This is a genomic window from Dendrosporobacter quercicolus, assembly GCF_900104455.1.
In the GTDB taxonomy this organism is placed as follows: Bacteria; Bacillota; Negativicutes; order DSM-1736; family Dendrosporobacteraceae; genus Dendrosporobacter; species Dendrosporobacter quercicolus.
The window spans coordinates 363,239-378,708 of the sequence record NZ_FNHB01000001.1 but is presented as its reverse complement, the minus strand read 5'-3'; the positions used below and the strand labels follow the sequence as shown (position 1 = coordinate 378,708).

16 protein-coding genes are annotated in these 15,470 nt (G+C 52.3%); 2 read left to right on the top strand and 14 right to left on the bottom strand.

Annotated elements, in window-relative coordinates:
- Window positions 1-13 precede the first annotated feature (13 nt).
- From cobS to cbiD, 14 genes are read right to left on the bottom strand one after another with little or no spacing between them, the layout of a single operon-like run.
- Window positions 14-760 (bottom strand): adenosylcobinamide-GDP ribazoletransferase, encoded by a 747-nt coding sequence (gene cobS / locus BLR06_RS01810; protein ID WP_092067701.1) that lies wholly within the window; start codon window positions 758-760, stop codon window positions 14-16.
- A 30-nt stretch (window positions 761-790) separates the two neighbouring features.
- Window positions 791-1,732: an adenosylcobinamide-phosphate synthase CbiB gene (gene cbiB / locus BLR06_RS01805; RefSeq protein WP_092067699.1), complete on the bottom strand. Its 942-nt coding sequence runs from the start codon at window positions 1,730-1,732 to the stop codon at window positions 791-793.
- A gap of 1 nt (window position 1,733) precedes the next feature.
- Entirely contained in the window at window positions 1,734-3,254 is a 1,521-nt protein-coding gene (locus BLR06_RS01800; protein WP_092067697.1) for a cobyric acid synthase, read from the bottom strand.
- A 1-nt stretch (window position 3,255) separates the two neighbouring features.
- Window positions 3,256-3,828, bottom strand: coding sequence for a bifunctional adenosylcobinamide kinase/adenosylcobinamide-phosphate guanylyltransferase (cobU, locus tag BLR06_RS01795; RefSeq protein WP_092067695.1), 573 nt, complete (start codon window positions 3,826-3,828; stop codon window positions 3,256-3,258).
- Between the two features lie 5 nt (window positions 3,829-3,833).
- Window positions 3,834-5,231, bottom strand: coding sequence for a cobyrinic acid a,c-diamide synthase CobB (locus BLR06_RS01790; RefSeq protein ID WP_092067693.1), 1,398 nt, complete (start codon window positions 5,229-5,231; stop codon window positions 3,834-3,836).
- 31 nt (window positions 5,232-5,262) lie between these two features.
- On the bottom strand, window positions 5,263-5,889 hold the full coding sequence (locus BLR06_RS01785) for a precorrin-8X methylmutase (RefSeq protein WP_092067691.1): 627 nt from the start codon (window positions 5,887-5,889) through the stop codon (window positions 5,263-5,265).
- Window positions 5,890-6,651 carry a precorrin-6A reductase gene (gene cobK, locus BLR06_RS01780; RefSeq protein WP_092067689.1) on the bottom strand — a complete coding sequence of 254 codons (762 nt, stop codon included), beginning with the start codon at window positions 6,649-6,651 and terminating at the stop codon, window positions 5,890-5,892.
- On the bottom strand, window positions 6,648-7,337 hold the full coding sequence (gene cobJ / locus BLR06_RS01775) for a precorrin-3B C(17)-methyltransferase (protein ID WP_245698035.1): 690 nt from the start codon (window positions 7,335-7,337) through the stop codon (window positions 6,648-6,650). The genes cobK and cobJ overlap by 4 nt, the downstream gene beginning before the upstream one ends.
- 35 nt (window positions 7,338-7,372) lie before the next feature.
- Window positions 7,373-8,428 (bottom strand): cobalt-precorrin 5A hydrolase, encoded by a 1,056-nt coding sequence (locus tag BLR06_RS01770; RefSeq protein WP_092067686.1) that lies wholly within the window; start codon window positions 8,426-8,428, stop codon window positions 7,373-7,375.
- Window positions 8,425-9,180: a precorrin-4 C(11)-methyltransferase gene (gene cobM, locus BLR06_RS01765; protein WP_092067684.1), complete on the bottom strand. Its 756-nt coding sequence runs from the start codon at window positions 9,178-9,180 to the stop codon at window positions 8,425-8,427. Before cobM ends, BLR06_RS01770 begins: the two co-directional genes overlap by 4 nt.
- Entirely contained in the window at window positions 9,180-9,896 is a 717-nt protein-coding gene (cobI, locus tag BLR06_RS01760) for a precorrin-2 C(20)-methyltransferase (RefSeq protein ID WP_092067682.1), read from the bottom strand. The genes cobM and cobI overlap by 1 nt, the downstream gene beginning before the upstream one ends.
- Window positions 9,889-10,479: a precorrin-6Y C5,15-methyltransferase (decarboxylating) subunit CbiT gene (cbiT, locus tag BLR06_RS01755; protein WP_092067680.1), complete on the bottom strand. Its 591-nt coding sequence runs from the start codon at window positions 10,477-10,479 to the stop codon at window positions 9,889-9,891. The genes cobI and cbiT overlap by 8 nt, the downstream gene beginning before the upstream one ends.
- Entirely contained in the window at window positions 10,476-11,102 is a 627-nt protein-coding gene (cbiE, locus tag BLR06_RS01750) for a precorrin-6y C5,15-methyltransferase (decarboxylating) subunit CbiE (RefSeq protein ID WP_092067679.1), read from the bottom strand. Before cbiE ends, cbiT begins: the two co-directional genes overlap by 4 nt.
- Window positions 11,087-12,187 (bottom strand): cobalt-precorrin-5B (C(1))-methyltransferase CbiD, encoded by a 1,101-nt coding sequence (cbiD, locus tag BLR06_RS01745; RefSeq protein WP_092067677.1) that lies wholly within the window; start codon window positions 12,185-12,187, stop codon window positions 11,087-11,089. Before cbiD ends, cbiE begins: the two co-directional genes overlap by 16 nt.
- Before the next feature lie 468 nt (window positions 12,188-12,655).
- Between cbiD and BLR06_RS01740 the strand changes: the two genes are divergently transcribed.
- Together BLR06_RS01740 and ldhH are read left to right on the top strand one after the other, a co-directional pair.
- Window positions 12,656-13,270 carry a LutC/YkgG family protein gene (locus tag BLR06_RS01740; RefSeq protein ID WP_092067675.1) on the top strand — a complete coding sequence of 205 codons (615 nt, stop codon included), beginning with the start codon at window positions 12,656-12,658 and terminating at the stop codon, window positions 13,268-13,270.
- A complete protein-coding gene (gene ldhH / locus BLR06_RS01735; protein WP_092067673.1) occupies window positions 13,270-15,444 on the top strand; it encodes an L-lactate dehydrogenase (quinone) large subunit LdhH in 2,175 nt (724 codons plus the stop codon). Before BLR06_RS01740 ends, ldhH begins: the two co-directional genes overlap by 1 nt.
- Window positions 15,445-15,470: the final 26 nt, after the last annotated feature.

Here is a 15,470-nt window from a genome sequence, read left to right as displayed (position 1 = left end):
GTTAAGCTTCTTTTTATAGGACAAATACCAACAAAACCAGAATTTCCGTAATTTCCGTCAGCGCGCCGTAAATATCACCGGTCAGGCCGTCCAGCAGTTTGGTAATATAACTGCTGAAGGCGTAAGCGGCAAGGATTGTTACCGCAAGGGCAGCCAGGCCCTTGGCCGCAGCTGGCGCTGTCAGCAAAGCGGCCAGCAAGAGTGCGAGCAGCAAGGACTTTTTCGTGGCATGATTGGCAAAGGCCTTGCCAATGCCGTCCGGCCTGGCGTAAGGAAATAGCGTAATGCCTACCACCATGGCAAACCGGCCTAAAACCGGCATGATGAACAGAGCAATTGGCAAATCAGCCGGCGGCAGATCCAAAAGCAGCGACCATTTGATCAGCATAAGCGAGCAAAAAGCCGTCACCCCGTTCGCTCCGACCCGGCTGTCTTTCATAATTTCGAGCATGCGCTCTTTGGAGCGCCCGGAAAATATCCCGTCCATCGTGTCCATGAAGCCATCGCACTGTATCCCGCCCGACAAGGCAATGGTGAAAGCCAGAAGAACAGCGGCAACAATATGGGGCGGCAAATAAATCCCGATGAGCGGCAGTAAGCTGATTAAAGCGTAGGCGGCAAAGGCCAGAACCATCCCTAACACAGCCCCGACCAAAGGGAAGTACTTTACACTGCGGCCGAATTTTTCCGGTGACCAGTCGGTTTGATTGACAAGCTTAATTCGGGTTAAAAATTGTAATCCGGTAATAAAATCCTGCATTATATTGATGTGTCATCCTCCCCGGGTTCATTAGCGGTGCAACAAGACCACGCCGGTCATAAATAAGCCGGTTGCCACGAACATGATCCCTATGGTTTGTTTGATGTGAACAGGCTGTAACGGGTGAAGCTCTTGTCCCATATAGGCCCGGAATGATTGCACGCCGCCATAATAGTTCATACCGCCAAGCCTTATTCCTAAAGCGCCGGCTACGCCTGCTTCCGAATAGCCGCTGTTGGGACTGGGATGCTTGCGGGCGTCCCGCCGGACCGCCCGGTAAGCGCCTCCTGCATCGTACCGCAGAATAAAGGCGGCCAGAATGATCAGCACAGCGGTTATTCTGGCGGGAATATAATTAAACACATCGTCAGTCCTGGCGGCAACCCGCCCAAAATCAAGGTACTTGGTATTTTTATACCCGACCATGGAATCCAGCGTATTCACCGCGCGGTATAAAAAGGCCAGGGGAACGCCGCCAATTGCAAAATAAAATAAGGGTGAAATTATGCCGTCAACAATGTTTTCAGCGATTGTTTCGACTGTAGCTCTGGTGATTTCCCGGACATCAAGCTGTTTCGTATCCCGTCCCACAATCCAGCCGACTTTGTATCTGGCCTGATCCAAATCTTGCTTAAGTAGATACTGCTTGATTTCCCGGCCGGCTTCCGCCAGACTGTGGGGTGAAATAGAAAAGCTTAGGAGCAGCGCCCCGCCGGCCAGCGCCGCCATCGGATGAAGCGCCGCCAATACCGCCAGCAGTCCCCAGACCGCCGTATACGAAATACCCAGCACTGCCAGAACCAGGACTAACCCTGACCACTGCTTATGCTTGGCTGACGCGGCCGGCCGCAATAATTTCGCTTCCAGCCAGGCAATTAACCGGCCAATTAGAACAACCGGGTGCCATGAAATGCGCGGGTCGCCAATCAGGCCGTCGATCACAACGGCGAATACCGGCAAATATTTCTCCATATTAATTCCCCATCACCCGATAAATTAACTTCATATCCAGATTGCCCCTGACAACCTCAGCCAGCCGGTCATAGCTTGCCTGTTTGCGCTTATTGCTATTTAATACTGCGCCAACCGGACGTAGTCCTTTTTTTCTTCTGATCGCATCCAAAATAGCCCGGCGATAGGCATCATTATCAAAAATGCCATGAACGTAAGTGCCCATGATCAACCCGTCCTCGCTAATGACGCCATCCTGATGGTTTACCCCCTGGCCCGAACGGCTGGTTATCGTAAACGCATGCCGTACCGGCGTTAAAAAGTCGGTCAGCCCCATATGTATTTCGTAACCTTGCATATTTTCCCCGGTAAATGAAATGCCCAAGAATCCGCTACCCTGGCAGCCTAAAGTTACCTGATGCGTGACTTTATCGGCGGCGAAAGTGGTTCTGGTATTCAGCAAGCCCAGCCCTTCAATGCTCTCCAGCTCCGATTCCGTATGCTCCGGGTCAAAAATAGTCTGTCCCAGCATCTGATAACCGCCGCAAATGCCAACAACGGGCGTACCGGCGGCGGCCAGCGCTTTGATTTCAGTTTCATAGCCGGCTTTACGCAAATACAGTAAATCCTCCGTCGTATTCTTACTGCCTGGCAGGATCAACAAATCCGGCCTGCCGATCGGTTCGCCTTTTTGCACATAACGTACGGCAACATCCGGTTCACTGTCCAGCGGATCAAAATCGGTAAAGTTGGATATTTTCGGCGTACGCAGTACGGCAATCTCGATTTCAGCCGTTTTACCGGACAGCGCCTTGTCGTCAAGCGATACCGAATCCTCATCGTCAATGCCCAAATCATCCAAATGCGGAATAACGCCCGCCACCGGTTTGCCGGTTTTCGTTTCCAGAAACTCCAGCGCCGGTTTCAGTAAATTAATATCACCGCGGAATTTGTTGATAATGATGCCTTTGACCAGATCCCGTTCATCAGGCTCCAGCAATTCCAGTGTGCCGACGACTGCGGCCAAAGCGCCGCCGCGGTCAATATCGGCAATCAAAAGTACCGGCGCCTGCAATAGCTTGGCAATGCGCATATTGACAATATCGTTGGCTTTTAAATTGACTTCAGCCGGACTGCCGGCTCCTTCAATGACAATGGTGTCAAACTCGTCGGCCAGTTTTTGCAAACTCTGCTTTACCACGTCCAGCGCCTTTAAACTATAACCGGTATGATACTCTTTTGCCGACATGTTGCCAATGGGTTTACCCAGCAGAATGACCTGCGAACAGGAATTTCCGGTGGGTTTTAGCAGGACCGGATTCATTTCCACCCTTGGGTCAAGCCCGGCGGCTTCAGCCTGGGCGACCTGAGCGCGGCCAATTTCCCCGCCGGTTTTGGTTACATAAGAATTTAATGCCATATTCTGAGCTTTAAACGGAACAACTTTTTGACCGTCCTGTAAAAAAATCCGGCATAATGCTGTTGTCAGAATACTTTTGCCAACATGGGAGCTTGTCCCCTGCAGCATAATTGTTCTAGCCATTCTAATCCCCCCCGGGCAACTCAGCCGCAATTTTTTTTAGTTCCACTGCAATGCCGCTAACCACTAAATACACTTCATCCGCGGCGGCCGCCACCCGCTGATTGACCAGACCGGCCAAATCACGGTATTCACGGGCCAGAGCATTCTCAGGAACAATGCCCATGCCGACCTCATTGGTGACAAAAATAACGGTAGCGTTACAGGCGTGAATGCCGGCCAGCAGTTGATCAACTGCGCCGGTAATGTACGCATAACGGTCCGTCTTGTCCGCTGGCGCGGCGTCCGCCAGCAATAAATTGCTGGTATAAATGGTTAAACAGTCAAACAGGATGGTATCACAGCTTTGCGCTGCGACGGTAATCGCTTGCCCTGCATCGTACGGCGCTTCAAAGGTTTTCCAGTCTTTCGGGCGGCGCCGGCGGTGCAGTTCAATCCTGGCTTGCATTTCGTTGTCATAAATTTGCGCCGTTGCAATATAAGCGATCTTCCGGCCTGCGGCTTGCGCGTACTGTTCGGCAAACAGGCTTTTACCGCTTCTGGTTCCGCCGGTAACTAAAATTATTTTTTTCGTCATTCTCATCACTCCCCGCGCCCGGAGCGGCTGTGTTTAAAAATCCGGCATTGCTGCACGAATTTTTCGGCTGCTCTCAAATTACCGGCAAAATGGATATGCAGATAGGATGCCAATATATTGTTGCTGGCGTAGCCGCCCGGATAAGTCTTCCCTGTCCGCATTTTGGTGAAATCAAACGCCCAGGGAAACGCTTCGCCGGATGCTGCGGGGATGGTTTGCGAAAAATGGAATTCATGTCCTTGCAATACGTCGCCGGCGCTGCACAATAAGTTATCCCCACGCGCCGCGGCCTTGATATAACCGACGGTTTGCAGTTTAGCGCCCATCCTCGACGTTGCCGGCACCAAGCCGACCATGGGAAAAATCCGGCCGTCGAAACCGGCGATGCTTTCCGTTAAATACATTAACCCGCCGCATTCAGCGTAGATTGGCATACCCGTCCGGCCGGCCGTCAGAATGGCGGTTCGCAGGCCGGCGTTTGCAGCCAGCCGTTCAACAAACATTTCGGGAAAGCCGCCACCAAAAATCAGACCGTCGACCACCGGCAGATCCCGGTCGTTCAGAGGACTGAAGGAGATCAACTCAGCGCCATAGGCAGCCAGTACCGCCAAACTTTCCTTGTAATAAAAGGAAAATGCCTCATCCTCGGCCACGCCGATGCGAACCTTAGCCGCCCGTACAGCCGGCTGAACCGGTGCGGGAAGCGGCAGGGCCGGAGCGGTTTCGGCCAGGCGGATCAAACGCTCCAGATCAACCTCCCGGCCGATCTGACCGGAAATGACGGCCAGTGTATCGGCGGCGCAATGTTCGGTCACCGGAGTCAGGCCCAGATGCCTTTCCGGTAATGCCAGCTCTTCATTGCGGTAAATGCAGCCTAAAACCGGAATACCAAGCTTTTCGATGGCCTGGCAAACCATCAGGCGGTGCGTGTCGGAGCCTACCCGGTTAACAATTACGCCGGCCAGATTAACTCCGGGATCATAAGTCTTAAATCCAAGGGCGATCGCAGCAGCGCTCTCGCCCATGGATTTTACGTCAATGACCAAAACAACCGGAGCTTTAAGCAGCTTGGCAATCGCGGCCGTACTGCTTACCCCTTCCCGCCCGCCGTCATACAGTCCCATCACGCCTTCGATGATGACAAGATCATTGCCGCCGGCCGTTGCCGTAAAGAGTTCCGTTAGTTTTTCAGGCGGCACCAGCCAGGTATCAAGATTGTGCCCAGGCTTGCCGCTGGCCAGCCGGTGATACCCGGGATCAATATAATCCGGCCCGACTTTATAGGCCTGGACAGTCCGCCCGGCCTGCTTAAGACTGGCTAAAACTCCGCTGACTATGGTGGTTTTACCTGCTCCGCTGCTGGTGGCGGCGATCACCAGCCGCGGTATATTCTGCTTGTGCACCGGATCTCACCCCGCTTGTTTGTAAAGTAAACTATTTTTCCAGCATATAGACCAGAGCGTTGGTGGTCGCCGCGGCAATCGGACTGCCGCCTTTATTGCCCAATACCGTAATATAAGGAACAGGGGCTGTCTCGTGCAGCAAAGCTTTCGATTCGGCCGCACCCACAAAACCGACCGGAACGCCGATAATTAGCGCCGGGCGAATATTGGTCCGGTTGATGATATCCAGAACTTCAAACAGCGCAGTCGGCGCATTGCCAATGGCAACAATTGCCCCGTCCAGCTGACCGGCAAATTGGCGCATTGCCGCCATGGAACGGGTAATGCCGTTGTTTTGGGCAATCGCCGCAATCTCAGGATCAGCGATCAGGCACTGAACCGTTCCGCCATATTCGGCCAGGCGGTTCTTATTGATACCGGTACGGACCATTTCAACGTCGCAGTAAATATTGCAGCCGGCGCTTAACGCCTGGCAGCCGGCCTTGATGGCCTCAGGATGGATGCGGATGATCGGGGCATATTCGGGATCCCCGGAGGCATGGATCATCCGCGAATATACTTTAACTTCGGCGGGACTAAGTTGCAGGCCGGTCAAATGCGGTGCAATAATTTCCATACTGCGGGCTTCAATCCCGGCCGGATCTGTCATGAATTCCATTTATAAACCCTCCCTTAAAAATTCCATTACCGCCGAGGCGGTGTGAACGACTGCCGGATAATGAAGAACAGGACGTTCGATGACCACTACCGGCAAATCCAGCTCGATGGCAGCTGTCAGTTTGGTATCGCTGCCGCCGAGATTGCCGCTGTTTTTGGTAATCATTACCTCTGCCTGATACTTCCTGAACAGAGCGACATTCAGCTCATGCGAAAATGGTCCCTGCATGGCGATAATATCACCGGGTTTAAAGCCTAAGGCAATGCACTCTGCAACGACGGCGGGATCAGGCAGGACCCTGGCAATCAAGCGGTGTCCGGCCAGTTCCGGCGCCGATTTAAACAAGGACAGCCGGCGGCTGCCGGTGGTTAAAAATATGATTTTCCCCAGGCTGGCGGCAAGTTGGGCGGCTACTTTATAATCATTGGCCAAATACAGCTTGGGATAGTCCGGCAGTTCGGTCGCCGGACGTTCATAACGCAAATAAGGAATTCCCGCCGCAGCGCAGGCAGCCATGGCATTGCCGGACACATTGCGGGCGTAGGGATGACTGGCGTCCACAATTACGGCAATATCGCGCCGGGCAACGAGGGCGGTCAATTGCGCCTGATCCAGGGGACCGGCATGAACAGCAATCTGACGGTTATTGATCAGCTCCCGCCCATAGTCGCTGACGACCGACGCCATCACGCGGTAGCCGGCCTGAGCCAGCCGGTCGGCCAGCTCCCGGCCATCCTGCGTGCCGGCTAAAACCAGAATCATACCCGGTAGCCCCGCGGCGTAATCATCCGTCCGCCGGCGACATACGTCTGGCTGTTGCCAATAATCACCAGAGAAAACATATCAATCGGCAGTGCGGTAAACTCAGCCAGACTGGAAAGTTCCATCTCTTCTCCTGTCCGGCTGGCCTGGTGAACAATGCCGACCGGGGTGGAAGACGGACGGTGAGCTAAGACGATTTGACGAATTTCCTCGATTTGCGTTACCCGCTTTTTACTTTTCGGATTATAAATGGCGATAACAAAATCGCCCGCAGCCGCCATCTCGGCCCGTTTTTTAATCAGTTCCCAGGGAGTAAGCAAATCACTGAGACTGATTACCGCAAAATCGTGCATCAGCGGCGCGCCCAAAATGGCCGCAGCCGCACCTACCGCACTGATGCCCGGAATGACGGTTACTTTTGGTCTGACGGCTTCCGGCTGCTTCATAACCAATTCTAAAATTAAGCCGGCCATGCCGTAGATTCCCGGATCGCCGCTTGACACTACGGCTATTTTCTTGCCGGTCAGAGCCTCGTCCACCGCCATTTGGCAACGTTCGATTTCCTGCATCATCGCAGTGCCAATCAGCTGTTTGTTTTCCACCAAGGCTCTGATCAGGGCAATGTAGGTATTGTACCCAACGACAATATCCGCGTTTACAATTGCCTGACGGGCCCGGGGCGTCATGTCGTCCAGACTGCCCGGGCCGATGCCCACAACGGCTATTTCACCCGACTGACGGCTACCGTTACCCGGCTGAATCTGGTTTTGGGCAGTAGTAATTGGCTGGTTTGGCCGGCTAATATTGCTGCTGCTTCGCATACATTTCCAACTCCAATCTTATCATTCACAAAACTTGAAACCTGCAGTTGATATTTTTCAATTGTGGCAGCCAGCTGACTGTTATCGTAGAATTGAATGGGTACCCCCAGCGTCCTGGCCGTATTCAGCAGGCCTGTTTCGTCCTGCTTCAACTTAGTGCTGCCAATAACGGCAATGCTGCCGGTGCTCCGGCCGGCCTTACTGCAGGCGGCGGCGACGGCAGCGGTAATTTCAGCTTCGCTGACGCCGCGCCGGCAGCCAATTCCCACAGCCAGCGTCGGCGGGCGCAGCATTACATGCGGTTTGGCGATGGTCAGGCATTGATCGGTAACGACCACTGCAGCGTCATAGCAGCAGTCGCGGGCGATGTCGTCCATATCTGCCAGTTCAATATCCAGCCTGCCGGCCTGTTCAAGATAGAATGCCCGCCGAGGCAGCGCCTGATCAAGAAAATAGCGGACTTTTTCGCCATTGGCGGCGGCGGCATTGATCTGTTTCAAGCAGGCAAATGGTTCGATTTTCAGGCCTGCTTTTACGGCCAGCACATCAGCCGCCGGCTGACCGCCAACATCAGTCGCTGTGGTAATAACGGCGGTTGCGCCGATATTGGCGGCAATTGTTCTGGCCAGTTCATTGGCGCCGCCGATATGACCGGACAGCAGGCTGATGACATGGCGGCCGCTTTCATCGGCAACCACGATTGCCGGATCGACCCGCTTGTCCCGGATAAAAGGCGCAATTACCCTGACCACAATTCCGGTAGCCATAATAAATACCAGAGCGTCATAGGCTGAAAAAATCTTCGTTATCAGCGCGCCCAGAGAATCGTATTCCTGCGCATAGCCTAACGGATTGCGGCCGCTTTTGACGAAAATGTCATAATGGGTAAAACATTGGGCAATTTTTTCCGCTAACCTTGCGCCATTGTTCGTCACAGCGATTACTGCCAGTTTCATGTCGCATCCCGGTACATATGGCCAAATTCCGGGGCATATAACCGTGATAAGGCATAATCGCCCTCCAGGCAGCGACCGACAACAATCATCGCCGTACGGTCGATTCCCTGAGCCTTGATTTGGCCGCTGATTGTGCTTAACGTTCCCCTGATGATCTTTTGTTCAGGCCAGGAAGCCTTTTGGACAACAGCAATCGGCGTATCTGACGGATAGCCGCCGTCCATCAGCTCCCTGACAACATTGTCCAGCATATGAACGCTTAAAAAAATGCACATCGTTGCAGTATGACTGGCCAAACTGGCCAGGTTTTCTTTGGGCGGGACAGGCGTTCTTCCTTCCAGTCTGGTGATAATAACGGTTTGGGAAACATCCGGTAAAGTATACTCGCACTGTAAGGCTGCAGCTGTCGCGAGGAAAGAACTGACGCCAGGAATAATTTCATAGGAAATGCCTAATTTATCCAGCTCATCCATTTGCTCTTTGATTGCGCCATAAATACTGGGATCGCCGGTATGCACCCGCGCGACCCTCTTATTTTCAGCGACGGCCTTTGCTATGACGTCAATGACTTGGGGCAGCGTCATTGATGCGCTGTTGTAGACCGCAGCGCCCTGTTTGGCTTTGCCCAGCAAGGCCGGGTTGACCAGCGACCCGGCATAAATTACGACATCCGCCTCACTCAGCCGTTTTTGCCCTTTTACGGTAATTAAATCAGGGTCGCCAGGCCCTGCGCCAATAAAATATACCTGCATCAAAATCCCTCCCGCTTTACTAAGATTAAGGATAAGTAATCCAGCTTTGCACCGCGCAGACTATCCAAGTCCCGGGTGAAAAACTGATCGGGATAGCCTAACCTGCTCATCAGTACCGCTTTGTTCTTTAAGTCCAGTTCTTCCAGAATATCGACAATCTGCGTGTACTTTCCTGCGACCTTCATCAGAACGGCATTGGGGAATTTGGTCAAAATGCAGCGTAATTCAGCCGGATCATCAATGGCCGGAATAATAGCCAGCTTTTCGTTGCCCTCCGCCAAAGCCACGTTCAACAGCGCCGCAGTGGCGGAAAAAGAAGTAACGCCCGGAATACTCTCGGCAATGACATCAGGCAGCAAGGCCTGCACCTTGTCTAATAAATACGTATAAGTACTAAACAGCATGGCATCGCCAATCGTGATGAAAGCCACCGTTTTACCGGCGGTAAGGCGGGCGGCGATTTTTTCCGCACCGGCTTGCCATTCTGTATTTAACACCGCTTGATCGCGAACCATCGGAGTCGAAATTTCCAGCAGCTCGGCCTGCGGGGAAATGTATCCGCCGGCGACTTTTAAGGCGATCGGGTCTTTAGCCGCGCTGGAACGCGGCACACAAACCACATCGGCAATCTTGAGTATTGCAACGGCGCGCAGGGTGAGTAAATCGGGCGCTCCCGGTCCCACCCCAATACCGTAAAATTTACCTTGCTTAGACATCGTGTCCTCCTTTGTTGCAGGAAATAATATGGATAGGATTAAGCGCTTGCAGCATGTTATAGGAAGCCAGCTGATTAATCCTTGATATTTGAGCGCAAAATGCCTCAACACTGTAACTGGCCTTATTTTGCATGATGTTAAGGCCCAAATACAGCGTTTCCACTGTAACCGCAGTGATAATCAGTCGGCCGCCCGGCTTTAGCAGGCCATCGCTGACCTTAATAATTTTTTCCAGCTGTCCCCCGCTGCCGCCGATAAATACAACATCGACAGGCGGTAAGCCGGCTAGGGCAGCCGGGGCCGCACCTGGAATCACTTCAATATTTTTCGCCTGAAACTTGGCCGCATTGGCCTTGATCAGCGCACTTCCTTCCGGATGGCGCTCAATTGCAAACACCTTGCCGGAGCAAGCCAGCAAGGCCGCTTCCACCGCAAGCGAACCGGTGCCCGCGCCAATATCGACAATAACGTCCTGCGGCGAAATCCGTGCCTTGGCCAATGCCAGTATGCGCACTTCGCTTTTGGTCATGGGAATGTTGCCCCGGATAAATTCCTGATCAGGAATCCCCATAAAATGACTCATGCCGTCACCACCATAACACAATGTGAGAAACCCTCCGTATCGCGCAGTCGGGCAAGGTCGGAGCGGATAATTTCCTCCCCGTCATAGGACAGACCGGCGCAAATCCACGCCGGCGTACTGGCAGGCCAGCCCAGCTCAAGCAGCAATCCGGCGATCCTGGCGGGCTGATAACAAGGATCGGTTAACATGCCCAGCTTTTTGCCGGGCCGGTACGTCAGGCGATCCGTCTGCGGCTGGCGGCCGTGCATACTGATGAGTTCCGCATCCTGCCAGGGCAGGGCCAGGCGGGCAAAAGCCGTCTGAAATGAACTAACGCCCGGAATAACGGTCAGCTGCTCCGGGGGGAAAAGCGTTCGTAAAGCCGCCAGCAGGCTGAAATAGCCAGGATCGCCCGATACCATGACAACCACATCGCCTCGCTTGCGGTACGCTTCGATAAATTGCAAAACTTCGTCAATATCACCGCCAATTGTCTTTTGGACCGCGGACTCCGGCGCAAATGCGGCCAAAGCCCGCTTGCTGCCCACAATGACTTTAGCGGCATCTATGGCCTGCTTGGCAACAGGCAGAAGATAGTCCGGCGACCCCGGCCCAATGCCGGCCACAATTATTTTATAGTCCATCCCAACGCTCCTCCTATTTCGCACGCTGCGTCATCATAACCCAGAATTTCGCCTTTGAGGGTTACAATTGCCGTACCTACGGTCAAGTCCTCAAATACATAACGCGCAGCCCTTATGCTGGCCCGCCGGGCCAGCGTATGATACACGCCGGTCAGACCGTAACGTTCGATGAGCGGCATTGCCGCTTCGGTCGTGGTACAGGCCAGAATTTCACGTAAAACTGCAGCCGGAGCGCCTGCAGCCCCCAGATAAGCGGCAAGTGTTTCCATCCGGGCATCAGCCATCCGGTTATGGGTATGAAAAATACCGGCTGCAACTTTGACCAGTTTCCCCAGATGACCGAACAGCAGCACTTTCTTTATGTCCTGCTCTACTGCGCTTTCCAGCATATGGCCAATAAAATTACTGGTTTGAACGACTGCCTCCGCCGGCAGTGAAAAGTTGTTGACAGCAATGTCCTGACCGATTTTCCCCGGAGCCAGCACCAGTTCCTGATAGCCCAGAGCCCGGGCGATGCTGATTTGCGGCGTCAGAGAATTTTTAAATGCTTCCTCCGACATGGGATGTACTACGCCGGTAGTGCCAATAATGGACAACCCGCCAACAATACCCAATGTCGAATTTAAGGTTCGCTTTGCCAGTTTTTGTCCGTCAGGCACGGAAATGGTCACAACTGCCCCCGTATTTTCCGGAATGTTTTCCCTTACCGCCTGCAGTATCATTTTACGCGGCCCCGGGTTGATCGCCGGCTCACCAACCGGGATGGCCAGGCCAGGTTTGGTCACGCGCCCCACCCCGCTGCCGGCCTTTAGCAAAATAGCCGGGCTGTCGGTAAATTCCACCTCGGCGACAATCGCCGCTCCGTGGGTTATATCAGGATCATCGCCGGCATCTTTAATGATTGTGGCAATGCCGCCGGTTTCCGTAGCCTCGCTGAACGCTACCGGTACCAATAACGACTGGCCCTGCGGTGAAAAAACCTCAACAATTGCCGGCTTTTGCTGATAATAGGCCATTATAGCCGCTTTAGCGGCCGCTGCAGCGCAAGTGCCGGTAGTAAATCCCGAACGTAAATTTTTTGACAAACGAACCCCCCCTATGGTCAGGGGGGTAGTAAAAGTAAACAGTTGTTTTTGTGCACTGCTTAATTTATCCCCCGCCTGCCGATATCCGCAGGTCAGCTCCTTGAGAGCATACGGTGTATGTTAAACAGGCCAATATTTCGCCATGAGCCGCCAAACAGTCATGATAAATATTTTGTATATATTCCATAAAACGCAGCATTTTCCTGCCAGACTGCTGGCTGCCCGGTATTATTTTACCCTTAAAGGACATAAAATTACCTAAAAGGACATAAAATTACCTATTTTCAGTTATTATGTTAAATGTTTGCAAGATATAATTACTTTAATCGACAAGATGTAGGGTTTTTCCGTAAAAAATGTAGGATTTTTTATCGACTGACGAGAGGATTTTTATCTTTCATTCAGAATAGTATGAAATAAAGATTGGTCGCAATTGTTGGGCCAATACGCGAACAAGGGAGTGACAAAATGAAAAAAGTGAGTGACAACTGGCAAAACGCATTTCCTGCCGGCAAAGTAGGTCCTGAATTTTGGCCTGATTTTGAAGAAAACGCCAAAAATGCGGGCGCCGAAATCTTCAAAGTAAAAACAGCGGCGGAAGCGAAAGAAATTGTAGCTAACCTTGCCAAATTTACCAATGCTAAAAAAGTTGTGGCCGTAGACAGTCCTCTGCAAACAGCCGCAAATATTAACGTCGAACTGCAAGCCCTTGATGTTGCAGTCTACACCGAACCAACCGATATCGCTGAACACGCAGAATCAGCTGATATCGGTATTTCTACGGTCGAATTCGCCATTGGAGAATCCGGCAGTCTCTGTATGGACGGTTATTCCTTCGAATCACGCTTAGTAACAATGCTGCCGCCCATTCATATTGCTTTTCTCAACAGCAATCTGGTGGTTCCGGGTATTACGGAAGCTTTCGAAACAATCGCCAAGGTTTATGAGAATGGCTATATCAGTTTTATTACCGGTCCCAGCCGCACCGCCGATATTGAACGCGTTCTGACCATCGGCGTACATGGACCCAGCCGCTTAGTCATTATTGCCGTGGATGAAGCCGGCAATGGAGGTGTAAATTAATGGAGTCCAGCAACCGCAATCTAAAAAATGAAATCAATGAAAAATTAAATGACCAGGTATTGCGCGGCGCATTAGGGCGGTTTGCCGAAGCTTATCCGATCGCCCGGGCCAAAGCGTACGAAAATGTTGACGATGTTGAAGCCCTGCGTGAGCAGTTTCGTCAGCTGAAAATTCAAACCGTAAACAATATTGAAGCTGTCGCCGACCAGTTCGAGACTGCGGTGACCAAGCGCGGCGGCAAGGTATTCCGGGCCAAGGACGGCGACGCCCTTAAACAATACTTGCTCGATTTGTGCAAAAAAGCCAATGTCAAACGAATTGTCAAGTCAAAATCAATGGCGTCGGAAGAAATTCATTTAAACCATGCTTTGGAAGAGGCTGGCCTGCATGTGAAGGAAACCGACCTTGGCGAGTGGATTATTTCGCTGGCCGGCCATAAACCGTCTCACATGGTTATGCCTGCCATTCATTTAAATAAAGAGCAGATTGCCGAATATTTTTCCAAAGAACTGCAGCAGGAAATTCCTACCGATATCCCCTTCATGGTTCAGGCCGCCCGTAAGGCGCTGCGCACCGAGTTTTTGCAGGCCGATATGGGCATTTCCGGAGCGAACTTCGGTATTGCTGAAAACGGCGCTATCGGTTTAGTCACCAACGAAGGCAACGCCCGTCTGGTTACCACTCTGCCCCGGGTGCATGTGGTCATTATCGGTTATGAAAAACTGATTCCCACCATCCAGGACGCCGCTCCGATTTTGCGGATGCTGCCGCGCAATGCCACCGGCCAGCGTATGACCAGCTATATGACAATGACTACCGGCCAGGTTCCGGTTATGATCAAGCAAGACGGCAAATGGGTTGAACAACCGAAGGAACTGCATGTTATTTTGCTTGATAACGGACGGCTTAAAGCGGCCAAAGACCCTAAATTTAAAGAGATCTATAACTGTGTCCGCTGTGCCTCCTGTCTCAATGTATGCCCGGTTTATACCATTGTCGGCGGGCATGTTTACGGACATATCTATGCCGGCGGCATCGGCGCAATTCTTACGGCTTTCCTCCACAGTATGGGCGATTTTGACAAGATTAACGAACTGTGCATTGGCTGCCGGAAGTGTGTTACCATCTGTCCCGGTAAAATGAATATCCCCGGGCTGATTGAAGAACTGCGCGCCCAGAATGTCAGGGAAAACGGCTTGCCGTTCGGCGTTAAGGCTGTCGTGGAAAACGTTCTGGCCAACCGCAAAGTATTCCATACGCTGCTGCGTTTAGCCTCTATCGGTCAGAAGCCTTTTCAGTCCGGCAAATTGATCCGCCATTTACCTTTATTTCTGGCGGGAATGGCCAAAGACCGCAGCCTGCCGGCAGTAGCGGATGTACCTTTCCGGGATCGCGTCCATAAGGTAACCAGGCAAATTGCCAGCCCCAAAAAGCGGGTTGCCTTTTTCAGCGGCTGTAATATTGATTTTATCTTCCCGGAAACCGGAGAATCGGTTTACAAAGTATTGCAGGACTTGGATATGGAAGTTGTCTTCCCCGAAGACCAGAGCTGCTGCGGCAAGCCGGTTCTGGGCATGGGCGACCGCGAAACCGCCAAACGGATTGCCCGGAAAAATATTGAGGCCTTTGAGCAAACCAATGCGGATGTCTATTTGGCCGCCTGCCCGACCTGCACCGAAACCTGGCATGAAACTTATCTGGAACTGTTTGAAGATGACGCCGAATGGAAACCGAGGGTTGAAAAACTGGCCCATAAATTCCGCGAATTCAGTCAGTTCATTGCCGAGGAATATCAAAAATCCGGACGGTTGAATAAGGGCGCCGGCGGCGTCAAAGTAACGTATCATGATTCCTGCCATATGAAGCGTGGTCTCAATATATATGAAGAACCGCGCCAGTTGCTGGATGCGGCCCAGGGCTATGATTTTGTGGAAATGAAAGACTGCGACAAATGCTGCGGCATGGCAGGGGCGTTCGGCGTCAAATACACAGAACTGTCTATGCCGATTTTAAAACAAAAAGTCCAAAACATCAAAGACAGCGGCGCTGAAGTTATTGCGGTCGGCTGCCCGGCCTGCATGATGCAAATTCAGGGCGGTCTGGACAAGCAGCTGCCCAATGTTAAAATTAAGCATGTTGCCGATATTTTGGCCGAAAATATTAAAAACAAATAAAGGTACTAGCTTGCGGGCGGGGCGGA

Excerpts from the sequence above, each read along its gene's own strand:
- cobS (WP_092067701.1), bottom strand. The coding sequence starts at position 760 with ATGCAGGATTTTATTACCGGATTACAATTTTTAACCCGAATTAAGCTT.
- cbiB (WP_092067699.1), bottom strand. The coding sequence starts at position 1,732 with ATGGAGAAATATTTGCCGGTATTCGCCGTTGTGATCGACGGCCTGATT.
- BLR06_RS01800 (WP_092067697.1), bottom strand. The coding sequence starts at position 3,254 with ATGGCTAGAACAATTATGCTGCAGGGGACAAGCTCCCATGTTGGCAAA.
- cobU (WP_092067695.1), bottom strand. The coding sequence starts at position 3,828 with ATGACGAAAAAAATAATTTTAGTTACCGGCGGAACCAGAAGCGGTAAA.
- BLR06_RS01785 (WP_092067691.1), bottom strand. The coding sequence starts at position 5,889 with ATGGAATTCATGACAGATCCGGCCGGGATTGAAGCCCGCAGTATGGAA.
- cobK (WP_092067689.1), bottom strand. The coding sequence starts at position 6,651 with ATGATTCTGGTTTTAGCCGGCACGCAGGATGGCCGGGAGCTGGCCGAC.
- cobJ (WP_245698035.1), bottom strand. The coding sequence starts at position 7,337 with ATGACGCCCCGGGCCCGTCAGGCAATTGTAAACGCGGATATTGTCGTT.
- BLR06_RS01770 (WP_092067686.1), bottom strand. The coding sequence starts at position 8,428 with ATGAAACTGGCAGTAATCGCTGTGACGAACAATGGCGCAAGGTTAGCG.
- cobM (WP_092067684.1), bottom strand. The coding sequence starts at position 9,180 with ATGCAGGTATATTTTATTGGCGCAGGGCCTGGCGACCCTGATTTAATT.
- cobI (WP_092067682.1), bottom strand. The coding sequence starts at position 9,896 with ATGTCTAAGCAAGGTAAATTTTACGGTATTGGGGTGGGACCGGGAGCG.
- cbiT (WP_092067680.1), bottom strand. The coding sequence starts at position 10,479 with ATGAGTCATTTTATGGGGATTCCTGATCAGGAATTTATCCGGGGCAAC.
- cbiE (WP_092067679.1), bottom strand. The coding sequence starts at position 11,102 with ATGGACTATAAAATAATTGTGGCCGGCATTGGGCCGGGGTCGCCGGAC.
- BLR06_RS01740 (WP_092067675.1), top strand. The coding sequence starts at position 12,656 with ATGAAAAAAGTGAGTGACAACTGGCAAAACGCATTTCCTGCCGGCAAA.
- ldhH (WP_092067673.1), top strand. The coding sequence starts at position 13,270 with ATGGAGTCCAGCAACCGCAATCTAAAAAATGAAATCAATGAAAAATTA.